This window comes from Massilia sp. 2TAF26 (assembly GCF_052115005.1).
In the GTDB taxonomy this organism is placed as follows: Bacteria; Pseudomonadota; Gammaproteobacteria; order Burkholderiales; family Burkholderiaceae_D; genus Telluria.
Window position 1 is genome coordinate 80,546 of record NZ_JBFRFV010000015.1, and the last position, 14,491, is coordinate 95,036.

Below are 14,491 nucleotides of genomic sequence, written 5' to 3' on the forward strand. Positions count from 1 at the left end.
GCCGGTTTTTTGGCTTTGCCCGAAGTGTAGAGACAACTTGACGTATACGGAAATACGGAATGGGGATGGGGCTATAAGAAAAAATGATGGGCCATCAGGCCGCGAGGGCCCGCGCGCCGATCCAGGCGCCGCTGGCGCACAGTTCCGTCGCAACCTGGGCCACCAGGCGGCTGACCGCGGCGGCGGCGTTCGTCAGCGGAATGTTCTTCGAGGTGCACAGCACCACCGTGCGCGAGATCGAGGGGCTGTGGATCGAGACCGCCCGCATGGCGCCGCGCTCGACTTCGGCCTGCACCGGCGCCACCGGCAGGATGGTGGCGCCCATGCCGGCCAGGATCGCCGACTTGAGGATCGCGATCGAGTTGATTTCGATGACGCCGCGCGTGTGCAGGCCGGCGGCGCGCGCCGTGCTCTCGATGCGCGGACGCACGCCATGCTGCAGGCCGGGCAGGATCAGGGTCGCGTCCAGCGCTTCGGCGAGCGCCAGGCTGTCGCGTCCGGCGGCCCAGGGCGCGTCGTCGCGGCAGATGAAGCGCAGCTCTTCCTCGACCAGCGGGGTGGTGGCGAAGCTGGACAACTGGCCGTCGTCGAGCAGCACGGCGAGGTTGACGCGGCCGGCGCGCAGCTGCTCGGCCAGGTTGCCGGTCAGCTCCTCGGTCAGCTGCAGGGTGATCTCGGGATAACGCTGGCGGATCGCTGTCAGCAGCGGCAGGGCCAGCGCGCCCGAGATACTGTGCGGCAGGCCGAGGGTGACGCTGCCGGAGGGCCGTTCGGCCGACTGGACCACGGCCGCCTGGGCGTCCGCCACCTGTTTCAGGATCGCCAGCGCGTGTTCGTAGAACACCTTGCCGGCGTCGGTGCTGACCACGCCCTGGGCCGAGCGGTGCAGCAGCTGCACACCGAGCTCATCCTCCAGCTGGCGCAGCTGCTGGGTCAGCGCCGGCTGTGCCACATGCAGCACCAGCGCCGCGCGCGAGAGCGAACCATGGTCGACGATGGCGACGAAGTAGCGGAGCTGGCGTAATTCCATAAATCAATATTTGTATCTTTAAGGACACATTCCGCTGAAAGTAGTTTACCTATGGCAAGTGGCAAGCTGAACAGTTGTTATACTGAAAGCGCCTCGAAACGCGGCGAGATTAACACACCCCTGTTCGTGTCCCCATGCTCAAGAAAATCGATTCCTCGCAACTTCGCGTAGGGATGGCCATCCACGATCTCGATTGCGGCTGGATGGAACATCCCTTCGTTCGTAACCGCTTCGTCATCAGCAGCGAGGACGAAATCCGCAAGATCGTCCAGGCCGGCATCCGCGGCGTGGTCATCGACTGCGCCAAGGGGCTGGACCTGAGCGATGCGCCGACCGTCGATGAGGCGGCGGCGAAGGTCGAAGAGGAAGTGGCGGCGATCGCGGCCAGGCCGGTGGCGCCGCTGCGCAGCACACTGGCCGAGGAGTTCGACCGCGCCGTCGCGATCCGCCGCCAGGCCGCCAGCCTGGTGAAAACCGTGATGCAGGACGCGCGCCTGGGCAAGGCGGTCGAGATGGACAAGGTGTCGCCGGTGGTCGAGAGCATCACGGCCTCGATCCTGCGCAATGCCAGCGCCCTGCTGGGCCTTTCTTACATCAAGAACAAGGACGACTACACTTTCCTGCACTCGGTCAGCGTGTGCACCCTGCTGGTCGCCTTCTGCCGCTCGCGCAAGATGGACGACGAGACCATCTACCAGGCCGGCATCGGCGGCCTTCTGCACGACACCGGCAAGGCCCTGGTCCCGGACCATATCCTGAACAAGCCGGGCCGCCTGACCGACGAGGAATTCGAGGTGGTGCGCCGCCACCCGCGCGACGGTGTCGAGATCCTGCGCCGCTCGCCGGAGATCGGCGCGATCCCGCTCGACATCACCCTGCATCACCACGAACGCCGCGACGGCACCGGCTATCCGGACCGCCAGGGCGCCGAGCAGATCAGCGAGCTGGCGCAGATGGCCGCGATCGTCGACGTCTACGACGCGATCACGGCCGACCGCTGCTATCACAAGGGCATGCCGGCGGCCGAAGCGCTGCGCAAGATGTACGAGTGGAGCAAGTTCCACTTCAATCCTGCGCTGACCCAGGAGTTCATGCGCTGCGTCGGCATCTATCCGGTCGGCACCCTGGTGCTGCTGGAATCGGGACGCCTCGGGGTGGTGGTCGAACCGCATGAAACCAGCCTGCTCACGCCGAAGGTCAACGTCTTCTTCAGCACAAAGAGCCAGACCTACATCAAGCCGGAAACCGTGGACCTGGCGCGCGGCCTGGGCTTCGGCGGCGGCGACAAGATCGTGCGCCACGAATCGGCCGAGAAGTGGAAGGTCGATCCGCTGCGCTTCATGGCGCTCGCGGCCTGAGCGTGTAACCCGATATCAGAAGAATTCGGCGGTATCGTTCGAGGCCACCGCCTGCAGCACGCCGTGCGAGACCAGGTCGTCGTAGTGGCAGGCCTGGTTGCGGCCATTGCTCTTGGCGTAGTACAGGGCCTGGTCGGCATGGCCCAGGGTCACCACCGGCGATTCGAAGGCGCTGATGCTCACGAAGCCCACGCTGACCGTGACCCGGCCCACCTGCGGGAAGTCGTGGTTCTCGACGTTGGTGCGGAAGCGCTCGATGATCTTCCAGGCGTTTTCCAGTGTGGTGGAACGCAGCAGCACGACGAATTCCTCGCCGCCGAAGCGGAAGACCCGGTCCTGGACCCGAAACGATGACTGCAGCAGGTTGGCGATCAGGATCAGCACCTCGTCGCCGTACAGGTGGCCGAACTTGTCGTTGACGGCCTTGAAGTGGTCGACGTCGACCACCGCCAGCCACTGTTTTTCCGGTCCGTGCGGCTGGCGCCTTTCCGCCAGGCCGGGCAGGCGCGGGTCGTGCTCGTGGGCGCCGTGCAGCATGCGGGCCAGCTGGTCGTCGAAGGTCTTGCGGTTGAGCAGACCGGTCAGCGAATCGCGTTCGCTGTAGTCGAGCAGGTTCTGGAAATTACGGTAGACGCCGACGATGCCGCCGACGGTGTGGATGGTGTCGCTGCAGAAGGGCCGGTCATTGCGCAGCTCCAGGCAGGTGCAGGCCTTGTCGCCGAACCAGATCGGCAGCCACAGGGTGCGGCTGCCGTCGGCGCCGCAGGCTTCGGCGCTGCTGCGGTGTTCGGCGAGGCAGCGCGCCAGTTCCAGGCTGATGGGTTCGCCGAGTGCGCCTTCGGGCGTATCTTCCAGGCGGGCTTCGCCGCCGGCACGGATCGATGCGCGCGAACGCAGGTACTGTTGTCCGGCCACGGTGGCGATGCTCAGGATGCGCGTCTGCGCAGCGCGGGCCAGTTCCTGCACTGCCGAGATCACGGAAATGTCGAGCATCGCGTGATCGCGGTGGCCGGTCATGTCCACCATGTGTTTCAGAAGCGAGTCCATGTCGTTCTCAGCAATGTAATCCACCGACCTGCGGACCAACAGCCGCCGTCGCGTTCGCAGGTATCTGGTATGTCACAAAGAGCAAGCGAAACAGCATATAGCTTTTTTGCAATATAAGCAATTATGCAAAAAAAATTTTTTTGTCTTCAAGGGATTTTCTCAAGGATGTCGCCGATTCGCGTCCCCCAAGCGTGGGGGAATGATTCCCATCGACAAAAAATAGTTCCCTCTGGAAAGCTTGTGTGCAGTCAACTTGCCGTGCGGCATCACCTTTTATAGTGAACTCACTGGCACGGAACTCGGCGCAGTCAGCCGAAAAGCGCAGCAGTCGACGTGGTTTTGAAGTTGCAGTCAGCGCTTCCGGCCAGGGTTGTCTTCATTAACCTACCATATGGGAGTTTCACATGAGCACTTTCGCCTCTGCAGTCAAAACCTTCATGGCTGACGAGAACGGTGTGACCGCCATCGAGTACGGCCTGATCGCTGCACTGATCGGTGTCGTGGTTGCCGGTGGTGCTGCAGTCCTGGGCAACGGTATCAAGCAGCTGTTCACCGACATCAACGGCAAGCTGGGCGCTTCGGCACCGTCGGGATCGTAATGCGATAGAGCCCTCCGGACACGTCGTCCGGAGGGTTTTTTTCTTCTGGAGGAGGCTATGCCGATCGAACAGTACCTCGACGTGGTCCTGCTTCTGCTGGTGAGCATTGCCGCCGTCAACGACTTGGCCACGCGCCGGATCCCGAACCGTCTGCTGCTGGCCGGGCTGGCCGGCGCGTTCTGCCTGCATCTGCTGTCGTCCGATCCCTTGTCCTCGCTGCTGGCGGCGCTCGCTGGGATGGGTGTCGGCCTGGCGGTGTTCCTGCCGTTTTACATGGCGCGCGGGATGGCTGCCGGCGACGTCAAGATGATGGCGGTGGTCGGCACTTTCGTCGGGCCGGGCGATGCTTTCGAAGTTGCCGTGCTGAGCTGGTGCGTCGGCGGCGTGATGGCCTTGCTGCTGGTGCTGGTCAAAGGCCGCCTGCGCCAGGTCCTGGTCAATATCAAAGGCATTCTGTGCACGGTCTGGATGCCGGGCGCGCGCCTGGCGATGCCGGCGGCGCAGCCGAGTATCGGCGCGATGCCATATGGGCTGGCGATCGCGCTCGGAACGATTGCGGTCCTGGTCCGTCATTAAGGCCGAGTCCGCTTTTGGCCGAACGCAAGAGCGGCCCCGGGAGCGATCGCTAGAATCAATCCGACCTGTTTCGGAAAACATGAAGGCTTCTAGGGGATTCCGATGCTTGAAACGCTATCGACTGGCAGTATCGCGACGGTGCCGCGCGCCGCGCACATGGCGGCGCCGGACCTTCCGGAGATCGCGCCCATCCTGCCGCGCCAGCCCAAGACGGTGCGCGACACCGGCCTGGAGCCGCGCTTCGTCACCGATCTGGTGCTGAAGGCGATCCAGGCCAGCGGCAAGGCGCCGCTGGCGGTCCTGGCCGGCAAGCTGCGCCTGTCCATCAACGTGCTGCGCGAAGTACTCAATCCCCTGATCGCCGAGCAGCAGGTGGAGGTGGCCTGGTGCGGCGAATCGGATATCGACATGCAGTACCAGCTGACCGCGATCGGCCAGCGTGGGGCGGCCGATGCGCTGGCGCGCTGCCGCTATGTCGGACCGGCCCCGGTGACGCTCGCTTCCTATCGCGTCGTGGTCGAGCGCCAGGCGCTGCGCCATGCCCAGGCCGAGCGGGTGACGCCAGCCCAGCTGGCGGCGGCGCTGGGCGAGGATGGACTGGCCACGGTCACGCGCGAGGTGCTGGGCGCTGCCCTGTACGCGCGCCGCTCGCTGCTGTTGTACGGTCCGTCCGGCAGCGGCAAAAGCCATCTGGCCGGCAAGCTCGGACGGCTGCTGCCGGGCCCGATCGCGGTGCCGTACGCGCTGACCGTCGGCCGCCAGGTGATCCGCCTGTACGATCCGGCGCTGCACGTGGCGCAGCCGCCGGCCGCGCGCCAGCAGGAAGAACGGCGCAGCTGCGACGCCCGCTGGACCGTCTGCCAGCGTCCGCTGGTACACGTCGGCGCCGAACTCGGACGCGAGATGCTCGACCTGCGCTACGACGCCGAGGAAGGCCTGTACCACGCGCCGCCGCACCTGCAGGCGAACAACGGCATGCTGGTGATCGACGACGTCGGCCGCCAGCGTATCCAGGCCGCCGAGCTCCTGAACCGCTTCATCGGCCCGCTCGATGCCGGCATCGACCAGCTCTCGCTGCAGGGCGGCCAGGCCGAGGCGGTACCCTTCGATGCGGCCGTGGTGTTCGCCACCAACCTGGCGCCGGGCACCATCCTCGATGACGCGGCCCTGCGCCGGATCGGCTACAAGGGCGCGATCGGTGCCTGGCCGGCAGGGGCCTATCGCGCCCTGCTGCGCCGCCAGTGCCGGCTGCGCCGCATCGAGTTCGACGACGCCGCCGCCGATCACCTGATCGAGCGCCTGCACGCGCAGTCTGGGCGGGCGCTGCTGGCCTGCTATCCGGGCGAGCTGCTCGACAGGATCGCCGATTTCGCCGGCTTTGCCGGGCACGATGCGCGCCTGACCGTGGCGACGGTCGAGCAGGCCTGGCGCAGCATGTTCATTGCTTGCGAACCGGAGGCGTAAATGAAGAACAAGCGTGCCCTCGCGATGATGGCAGTCGCGATCCTGTTCGGCCTGGCGGCCGTGGTGTTTGCCTCGCGCTGGCTCCTGAGCCAGCCGGGCTCCGCTGCAGGACGGATCGCCGTGGCCGCGGTCGACATCAGTCTCGGCCAGCGCCTGACGCCGGAGATGTTCAAGCTGGCCGACTGGCCGTCCCACAGTGTGCCGAGGGGCGCCTTCACCGATCCGCAGAAGCTGGGCGGCCGCGTCCTCAAGAGCAACCTGGTGATGGGCGAGCCGGTCAGCGAAGCCAAGCTGGCCCCGGCCGGCACCCTGGGCGGGCTGTCGGCACTGATTACCGAGGGCAAGCGCGCCATCACCGTGCGCGTCAACGACGTGATCGGCGTGGCCGGCTTCGCCTTGCCGGGCAATTATGTGGACATCATCGTCAGCATGCAGAAGGACGTGCCGTCCGGTTCCGGCGCGCGTGAGCAGAACATCTCGAAGATCGTGCTGGAGCGCATCCTGGTGCTGGCTGTGGCCCAGGAGGTCAACCGTGACGAGACCAGGCCGAAGGTGGTCAATGCGGTCACGCTCGAGGTCACGCCGGAGCAGGCCGAAAAGCTCGACCTGGCGCGCAGCGTGGGCACGCTGTCGCTGGCCCTGCGCAACCAGGTCGATCCGGAATCGGCTTCCACCCTGGGCGCCACCAAGCTGACGCTGCTGCCGGAAGCGTCGCCGCCGCCCAAGCCCGCGCCCAAGCCGGTCGTGGTGGTGCGCCAGGTGCCGGTGGTGGTCAAGACCGCGGCCAAGGTGGAGCGTGATTGCGTCACCGTGCTCAACGGCCTGCGCACGGCGCAGGAGTGCTTCTGAACCTATCCCGGGGTGATGCCATGAACGGAAGTCTGATGCATACGCCGATCGTCCGTGTTCTCTTCGCCGGCCTGGCCATGGCTGCGGCCGGGCCCGCGCTCGCCGCCGCCAAGACCGCCGCGCAGGCGAACGACAATCCGCCCGCGGTGCGCTCCGAGGCCGGCCCGCGCTGCCAGGGCGAAGCCGCGCGGCCCGCCCAACTGGCCCTGCAGGTCGGGAAGTCCCAGCTAATGCGCCTGCCGGAGGCGGTCCAGCACCGCAGCGTCGGCAACCCCGGGGTCGTGCAGGCCATCCTGGTGGCGCCGGACACGCTGTATATCGCCGGCGTCGACGTCGGCACCACCAACATGATCGTGCAGGGCAAGAGCGGCGTCTGCAGCATGCTCGACATCACGGTGGCGATGGATCCGTCCGCCGTACAGGCCACGCTGGCCGCCGCCCTGCCGGAGGAGCGCGACATCAAGGTGCTGGCTGCCGGCGACACCCTGGTGCTGAGCGGTACCGTCAGCGACGCCGATGCCGTCGAGCGTGCGGTCGCCCTGGCGACTGCCTATGTGCGCCGGCCCTTGCGGCCGCTGGCCATGCCGGACAAGGACGAAGCCGCGCCCGGCACCGTGGGCGGCGCCAACGGCAGCAATGCGGGCGGCACGTCGAATGCGAACCAGGCGGGCGCACGGGTAATCAACCTGCTGTCGGTCCGCGCGCCGCAACAGGTGCAGCTCGAAGTGAAGGTCGCCGAGGTATCGAAATCCCTGCTCGAACGGCTGGAAGCCGGCGCCGCCTGGCGTTTCGGGGGCGGTAGCTGGGGTGCGGCCCTGCTGTCGAATTTCATTACCGGGAATGCCCACGGTTCGCTGCAGGCCGCCAAGACCAAAGGCGGGGTCAACGTGAATGCGGAAAACCAGGACAGCCTGGTGCGCATCCTGGCCGAACCGAACGTGATGGCGATCAGCGGCCAGGAAGGCACCTTCCTCGCCGGCGGCAAATTCTACGTGCCGGTGGCCCAGGATAACAACCGCGTCACGCTGGAAGAAAAGGAGTTCGGCGTCGGCCTGCGCTTCACCCCCACCGTGCTGGGAGGAGGGCGCATCAACCTGCGCGTCGCGCCCGAAGTCTCGGAACTGTCGCGCGAAGGCGTGGGCATCTCGACCGGCGGTTTAAGCGGCGCCGCGATCCTGCCGGTCGTGACCACGCGTCGCGCCAGCACCACCGTACAGCTGTACGACGGCCAGAGCTTCGTGATCGGCGGCCTGGTCAAGAACAACCTGGTCACCAACCTGAAGGGACTGCCGGTGCTGGGTGAGGTTCCGGTGCTGGGAGCGCTGTTCCGCAGCACCGATTACCAGCTCGACCGTACCGAATTGGTATTCGTCATCACGGCCCACCTGGTCAAGCCGCTGCAGGGCCCGGGTTATGTGCTGCCGACCGACAAGGTGGGCGTGCCGTCGCGCGCCGCCGTCCTGCTCGGCGGCCGCCTGGACGGCCCGGCGCCGGAGGTCAGCACGGCCGCCGCCTCGACCCCGGTGCCGGCCGCGAATCCCTCGCAGAGCGCCGGCGGCTTCGAACTGAAATAGGAGGAAGCGATGGTCATCACACGCAATCGTCTCGCGGCCACGGCCGCGGCACTGGCGGTCTTGTTGCTGCAAGGCTGCAGCGCGACTCCGCATTTCGAAGACAACTTCGGCGCCTCGGTGCGCGCCAACCTGGCGGCCCAGGTAATCGACCCGGCGGCAGCGGCGAATGCCAACCCCACCTCCGGCGTGGACGGCACAGCCGCCCTCGCGGCCCGCGAGCGTTATCAGCGTTCGTTCAAGGAAGCCGATCGGCAGCAGCCGGTGCAGCTGCTGATTGGCGGGAGCGGCGCCAAATGATGCAGCGCTTGCCGGACTGGCTTCAGCGCGCACCACCCCAACCCGATATGGACCCGACCGATTGCTGTTCCGAGGAATCCGATGAAAGCCCTGCTGATCAGCCGCGATACCCAGCTTTACGCGGAGATCGCCTCCCAAGGAGCTGCGCGCCTGCCGCCGTTGAATGTCGCGGCCAGCCGCGTCAGCCTGCGCGACGCGCTCGACCGCCCGCTCGTTGAGGCGCCCAGCCTCGTCATCGTCGATACCAGCGAAGCCGAGGTCGCCGACGGCGACCTGCTCGAGCGCCTGACCCGCCATTACTCGGCAGCGCATTTCATGCTGCTGACCGACAATCACCACCCCGAGCTCTTGATCCGCGCCATGCGTGCGGGCGTGCGCGAAGTGCTGCAACTGCCGTTGGTGCACCGCGCGCTGCACGAAGCGATCGACCGCATTGCCGCCAGCGCCGGCGTCGCCTCTAGCCGCGACGGCAAGATCCTCGCCTTCATCGCCTGCAAGGGCGGCAGCGGCGCGACCTTCATCTCGACCAATTTCGGCTACGCGCTCGCCACGCTGGCCGACAGGAAGGTGCTGCTGATCGACCTGCACCGTCAGTTCGGCGACGCCACGCTGTACGTGTCCGACCAGAAGCCGGCGATGACGCTGTCGGACGTGTGCCAGCAGATCGCACGCATCGACGGCCCCTTTCTCGAATCCTGCCTGGTGCACGTGGCGCCCGGCTTCGGCGTGCTGGCCGCGGCCGACGATCCCGGCCAGACGACCGAAGCCAAGCCCGAACACATCGACACCATCCTGCGCGTGGCACGCCAGCACTACGACTACATCCTGCTCGACGTCGGCCGCCAGATCGATGCCGTCTCGCTGCGCGCGCTCGACAGCACCGATGCGATCTACCCGGTGCTGCAGCTGGCCTTGCCCGACATCCGCGATGCGCGGCGCCTGCTGGATATCTTCCGCTCGCTCGGTTATGTGACCGATCACATCCGCCTGATCGTCAACCGCTACGAGAAGGGCGGACGCCTGCGGCTTCAGGACCTGCACGCGGCGCTCGGCGCCGAGGTGCTGCATACCGTTCCCAACGATTACGTCGCCGTCACCGACTCGGTCAACCAGGGCATCCCCGTCCTGCAGCTCTCGCGCGGCAGCGCCGCGGCGCGCAGCCTGGCCGACCTGGTCGAAGTGGTGACCGCGCGCCGCGTAACCGAAACCAAGGGCCTGCTCGACCGCCTGTTCGGGCGCGGCGAAGGCGATGACTGAACTTTGAAGGAGACGATCCATGTCCCTGCGCGAGCGTTTGTCCGGAACCGACGAGGACCGCCAGCACCACTCCCTGCCGGAAGTGGCGCAACAGGCCTACCAGGAACTGAAGAAGACCATGCATCAGATGATCCTCGACCGGATCGATCTGGAGCGCCTGAAGCGCCTGACCAGCGAGCAGTTCAAGCACGAGCTGGCGCTGCTGGTCCAGCGCATCATCGAGGAAGAGCGCATCGTGCTGAACCAGCAGGAACGGCACCACCTGGTGCTCGACATCCAGCACGAAATGCTCGGCTTCGGACCGCTGGAGCCGCTGCTGAACGACCCGACCGTTTCCGACATCCTGGTCAACACCTGCAGCAAGGTGTACGTCGAGCGGCGCGGCCGGCTGGAGCTGACCGACATCAGTTTTCACGACAATGCCCACCTCATGAAGATCATCGAGAAGATCGTCTCGCGCGTGGGGCGCCGCGTCGATGAATCGAGCCCGATGGTCGACGCCCGCCTGCCGGACGGCTCGCGCGTCAACGCGATCATCCCGCCGCTGGCGGTGGATGGGCCGCTGGTATCGATCCGGCGCTTCGGCGCAACCCCGCTCACGGTGCAGAACCTGCTGGAGCTGAAGAGCGTCACGCCGCCGATGATCAAGGTGCTCGAAAGCCTCGGCCTGGCCAAGGTCAACATCCTGATCTCGGGCGGTACCGGCAGTGGCAAGACCACGCTGCTGAACCTGATCTCCGGCTTCATCCCCGGCAACGAGCGCATCGTCACGATCGAAGACGCCGCCGAGCTGCAGCTTCGCCAGCCGCACGTGGTGCGCCTCGAAACACGGCCTCCCAACATCGAAGGCAAGGGCGAGGTGACGCAGCGCGCCCTGGTCCGCAACTCGCTGCGCATGCGGCCCGACCGCATCATCCTGGGCGAGGTGCGCGGCGCCGAGGCGCTCGACATGCTGCAGGCCATGAACACCGGCCACGAGGGCTCGCTGGCGACGATCCACGCGAACACGCCGCGCGACGCCCTGGCGCGTCTCGAGAACATGGTCAGCATGGCAGGCGTGAACCTGACGCCGCGCGCGATCCGCCAGCAGATCTGCTCGGCCATCACCGTGATCCTGCAGGCGTCGCGCCTGACCGACGGTACCCGCAAGGTGGTGAGCATGCAGGAAATCACGGGCATGGAAGGCGACATCATCTCGATGCAGGAAATCTTCCGCTTCGAGCAGACCGGGGTCGACGCCGACGGCAAGGTGATGGGCCATTTCTGCGCCACCGGGGTGCGTCCGCGTTTCGCCGAGCGCCTCAGGATGTTCGGCGCGCCGGTGCCCGAAGACACGTTCGACCCGGACCGGATCTTCACCTAGGCGCTCACGGAGCCTCGCATGGACATCCTCTTTTATGCTTTCGTGGTGTTCCTGTTCGCTGCCATCATTCTCGGCATCGAAGGCGTGTACCTGTGGTGGGTCGGCGCCCACGGCGCAGCGGCGCAGCGGGTGGCGCGCCGCCTTCAGCTGATGTCCGGCGGCGCCGGCCGTACCGGCGAACGCATATCGATCCTGAAGCAACGCCGCTTCAGCCGCCATGACCTCGCCGACCGCCTGCTGCACCGTGCCGCGCTCGCCCACCGGATCGACCAGTTGCTGCTGCAATCCGGGAAGAAGTGGTCGGTCGAGTCTTTCCTGCTGTGCTCCGGCGCCGCGCTGCTGGCGGGCGTCTTCCTGGTCGCGCAATGGCCCATGCCGCTGCCGCTGCAGGTCGGCGTGGCGCTGCTGTTCGCGCTGGTGCCGCTGACGCTGGTGCGGCGCGCCCGCGTACGGCGCCTGGCCCGCATCGAGGAACAGCTGCCGGAAGCGGCCGACTTCATCGCCCGCGCGCTGCGTGCCGGCCATTCGTTCACCAACGTGCTGCAAATCGTCGGCAACGAGCTGTCGGAGCCGCTCAGCGGCGAGTTCCGCATCGCGCGCGAAGAGATCAACTACGGCGTGCCGATGAGCGAAGCGCTGCACAACATGGCGGCGCGTATCCCGCTGACCGACCTGCGCTACCTGATCATCGCGGTGCTGATCCAGCGCGAGACCGGCGGCAACCTGGCTGAAATCCTCGGCAACATCAGCCAGATCATCCGCGGCCGCCTGAAGCTGGCGGCCCAGGTTCGGGTGCTGTCGGCCGAAGGCAGGATGTCGGCCTGGATCCTGGGACTGCTGCCGTTCGGCGTGGCCGCCGTGCTGCTCCTGATCAATCCGGATTACATCAAGCCGCTGTGGACCGACCCGGCCGGCATCCGGCTGCTCTGGTATGCGCTGGTGATGATCACTTTCGGCGTGATATGGCTGCGCAAGGTAATCCGTATCCGCATCTGAGGAGGCATCGATGACGAGTGCACAGTTGATGTTTCTGCTGATCGTGTTCGCGATCGCCTGCGGCCTGGTATGGCTGGGCATGATGCTGTTCGCGCCGCAGGCCTTGCGTGCCCGCCTGGCGGAATCGACGGGCCGTCCGGACGACGGCGCCGACCGCCGCAGCGGCTGGATGGAGCGGGTGGTGCGCGCCGTGCGCCCGCTGACCAAGCTGTCGATCCCGGACGAGGGCTGGGAAAAGTCGGCCCTGCGCGCCCGCTTCATGAATGCCGGCTGGCGCAACCCGGCGGCGCCGACGCTGTACTTCGCCTCGAAGACCGTGCTGGCCCTGACCCTGCCCGCGCTGGCCGGCATCGCGATCGCGATCATGCCGGCTAGCCCGAGCGGCACCCGGATCATGTTCCTGCTGCTGCTGGCGGCATCCTGCGGATACTACCTGCCGAACGCGGTCCTGGCGCGCGTGGTCCAGCGCCGCAAGCGCGAGATCTTCGAGACGATTCCGGATGCGCTGGACCTGCTCACCGTCTGCGTGGAAGCGGGCCTGAGCCTGGAGCGGGCGCTGGTGAAGGTCGCCGCCGAAATCCACATCAAGAGCGTGACGCTGGCGCAGGAGCTGCAACTGGTGCTGATGGAGATGCGCGCCGGCTTCAGCAAGGAAAAAAGCCTGCGCAACTTCGCCTTGCGGGTCGGCCTGGACGACGTCGATTCGCTGGTCGCCATGCTGATCCAGTCGGAGCGTTTTGGTACCAGCATCGGCGACGCCTTGCGCGTGTATTCGGAGAATCTGCGCAACAAGCGCCGCGTGATCGCCGAGGAAGCGGCCGCCAAGATCGGCTTGAAGCTGCTGTTCCCCCTCATCTTCTGCATTTTCCCGACCTTGCTGATGGTCCTGCTCGGCCCCGCCGTGATCCAGCTCGCGCGCACATTCAGCACCGTCCTCAGTCACTGATTTTTCGCGGAGATCGTCATGCGTACCCGAATCCTGACCCATACCTTGCCCTTGCTGTGCTGCGGCGCGATGCTGCTGGCCTGCAGCAGTCCCTACATGCGGCAGGAGACGGCGTCAGCGGCGGTTGCCGCCGCCGACGAGCAGTACGTGCGCGGGCGCAACCTGCATCTTGCGCGCCGCTACGACGAAGCCATCGCGGCCTACCAGGCGGCGCTGAAGTCCGATGCGAGCCATGTGAACGCGCGAAACGGCCTGGCGATCGCCTACGCCGAACAGCGCTATTTCGCGAAGGCGATCCCGATCTGGCGCGACCTGACGCGCGGCGCCACCATGGCCTCGGGCACCGCCACCGCCTTCCTGTTCGGGAACCTGGGCCATGCCTATTTCCTCAACGGCCAGTACGACGAAGCCCTGGCCGCGCTGGAAAAGGCCTGCCTGCTCGACCCGCTGAACCACCGCACTTGGCAGCGCCTCGGCGAGACCCTGCAGCAGCTCGGCCAGGACGAGCGCGCAAAGCAGATGCTGCGCCAGGCCGGCGCCCTGCGCGAGCACGATTTCCGCGCCGATTACGCCGCTGCCGATGGCGGCGCCAGGCTGCCGGCGATCGAACAGGCGGTCAAGACGACCCATCGCCCCGACCAGGACTGGGCCTTCGTCGAAGTCGCCACCAAACCGAACGGCATGCTCGAGCTGCGCCGCGTGGTCCCGTCCCGCGGCGCGGTGCCGGCCGCACCGGCGCTGCCGGCTACGCCGCTGGCGCCGAAGACGGACCGGAACCTGCCCGTGGTCGCGGCGCTCGAGATCTGCAACGGCAACGGGCGCCAGGGTCTTGCAAAGCTGATGTCGCGCCAGCTGCGCGATCCGGACCTGAAAGTGGTGCGGCTGACCAATGAGAAGGGCTTCGCGGTGCGCCAGACCCGTATCGAATACCAGCCGGCCTTCCGCGGCGTGGCCGAGCGGCTGGCCGGGCGCTTCGGCGCCAGGCCGGTGGAGGTTGGCATGGGCGGCCGCGCCAACCTGCGGCTGGTGATCGGCCGCGACCTGTCGGCCGGCTTGATTGCCAGCCGTTCGAACGCCGTGCCGGCAGGGCAGGGAAGCGGCGCCGGCGCCCCTTGAGGCATATGGTGCCGTTTTC

The 14,491-nt window shown here is 66.7% G+C and carries 14 protein-coding genes; 12 read left to right on the forward strand and 2 right to left on the reverse strand.

The window, feature by feature from the left end; translation table 11 throughout:
- Positions 1-94 precede the first annotated feature (94 nt).
- Positions 95-1,030: a LysR substrate-binding domain-containing protein gene (locus AB4Z32_RS16505; RefSeq protein ID WP_442122944.1), complete on the reverse strand. Its 936-nt coding sequence runs from the start codon at positions 1,028-1,030 to the stop codon at positions 95-97.
- 134 nt (positions 1,031-1,164) lie between these two features.
- On the opposite strand from AB4Z32_RS16505, the gene AB4Z32_RS16510 reads away from it, so the two are divergent.
- On the forward strand, positions 1,165-2,388 hold the full coding sequence (locus tag AB4Z32_RS16510) for an HD-GYP domain-containing protein (protein WP_442122945.1): 1,224 nt from the start codon (positions 1,165-1,167) through the stop codon (positions 2,386-2,388).
- 15 nt (positions 2,389-2,403) lie between these two features.
- Here AB4Z32_RS16510 and AB4Z32_RS16515 read toward each other — a convergent pair whose 3' ends face one another.
- Positions 2,404-3,435: a GGDEF domain-containing protein gene (locus AB4Z32_RS16515; RefSeq protein WP_442122946.1), complete on the reverse strand. Its 1,032-nt coding sequence runs from the start codon at positions 3,433-3,435 to the stop codon at positions 2,404-2,406.
- 404 nt (positions 3,436-3,839) lie between these two features.
- Here AB4Z32_RS16515 and AB4Z32_RS16520 point away from each other — a divergent pair, with 404 nt between their 5' ends.
- From AB4Z32_RS16520 to AB4Z32_RS16570, 11 genes are all read left to right on the forward strand, one after another.
- Positions 3,840-4,034 carry a Flp family type IVb pilin gene (locus tag AB4Z32_RS16520; RefSeq protein WP_442122947.1) on the forward strand — a complete coding sequence of 65 codons (195 nt, stop codon included), beginning with the start codon at positions 3,840-3,842 and terminating at the stop codon, positions 4,032-4,034.
- Between the two features lie 57 nt (positions 4,035-4,091).
- Positions 4,092-4,610, forward strand: coding sequence for an A24 family peptidase (locus AB4Z32_RS16525; protein WP_442122948.1), 519 nt, complete (start codon positions 4,092-4,094; stop codon positions 4,608-4,610).
- Between the two features lie 102 nt (positions 4,611-4,712).
- Entirely contained in the window at positions 4,713-6,074 is a 1,362-nt protein-coding gene (locus AB4Z32_RS16530; protein ID WP_442122949.1) for an ATP-binding protein, read from the forward strand.
- On the forward strand, positions 6,075-6,923 hold the full coding sequence (gene cpaB / locus AB4Z32_RS16535; protein WP_442122950.1) for a Flp pilus assembly protein CpaB: 849 nt from the start codon (positions 6,075-6,077) through the stop codon (positions 6,921-6,923).
- Between the two features lie 20 nt (positions 6,924-6,943).
- Positions 6,944-8,497 carry a type II and III secretion system protein family protein gene (locus AB4Z32_RS16540; protein WP_442122951.1) on the forward strand — a complete coding sequence of 518 codons (1,554 nt, stop codon included), beginning with the start codon at positions 6,944-6,946 and terminating at the stop codon, positions 8,495-8,497.
- A gap of 9 nt (positions 8,498-8,506) precedes the next feature.
- The gene (locus tag AB4Z32_RS16545) at positions 8,507-8,794 is read left to right on the forward strand and encodes a hypothetical protein (protein ID WP_442122952.1); all 288 of its coding nucleotides are present in this window, start codon (positions 8,507-8,509) and stop codon (positions 8,792-8,794) included.
- A gap of 81 nt (positions 8,795-8,875) precedes the next feature.
- On the forward strand, positions 8,876-10,051 hold the full coding sequence (locus AB4Z32_RS16550) for an AAA family ATPase (RefSeq protein WP_442122953.1): 1,176 nt from the start codon (positions 8,876-8,878) through the stop codon (positions 10,049-10,051).
- 19 nt (positions 10,052-10,070) lie between these two features.
- Positions 10,071-11,414 (forward strand): CpaF family protein, encoded by a 1,344-nt coding sequence (locus tag AB4Z32_RS16555; RefSeq protein WP_442122954.1) that lies wholly within the window; start codon positions 10,071-10,073, stop codon positions 11,412-11,414.
- Positions 11,415-11,432: 18 nt separating this feature from the next.
- The gene (locus AB4Z32_RS16560) at positions 11,433-12,410 is read left to right on the forward strand and encodes a type II secretion system F family protein (RefSeq protein ID WP_442122955.1); all 978 of its coding nucleotides are present in this window, start codon (positions 11,433-11,435) and stop codon (positions 12,408-12,410) included.
- A 10-nt stretch (positions 12,411-12,420) separates the two neighbouring features.
- Positions 12,421-13,356, forward strand: coding sequence for a type II secretion system F family protein (locus AB4Z32_RS16565; protein WP_442122956.1), 936 nt, complete (start codon positions 12,421-12,423; stop codon positions 13,354-13,356).
- An 18-nt stretch (positions 13,357-13,374) separates the two neighbouring features.
- The gene (locus AB4Z32_RS16570; RefSeq protein WP_442122957.1) at positions 13,375-14,472 is read left to right on the forward strand and encodes a tetratricopeptide repeat protein; all 1,098 of its coding nucleotides are present in this window, start codon (positions 13,375-13,377) and stop codon (positions 14,470-14,472) included.
- Positions 14,473-14,491 lie beyond the last annotated feature (19 nt).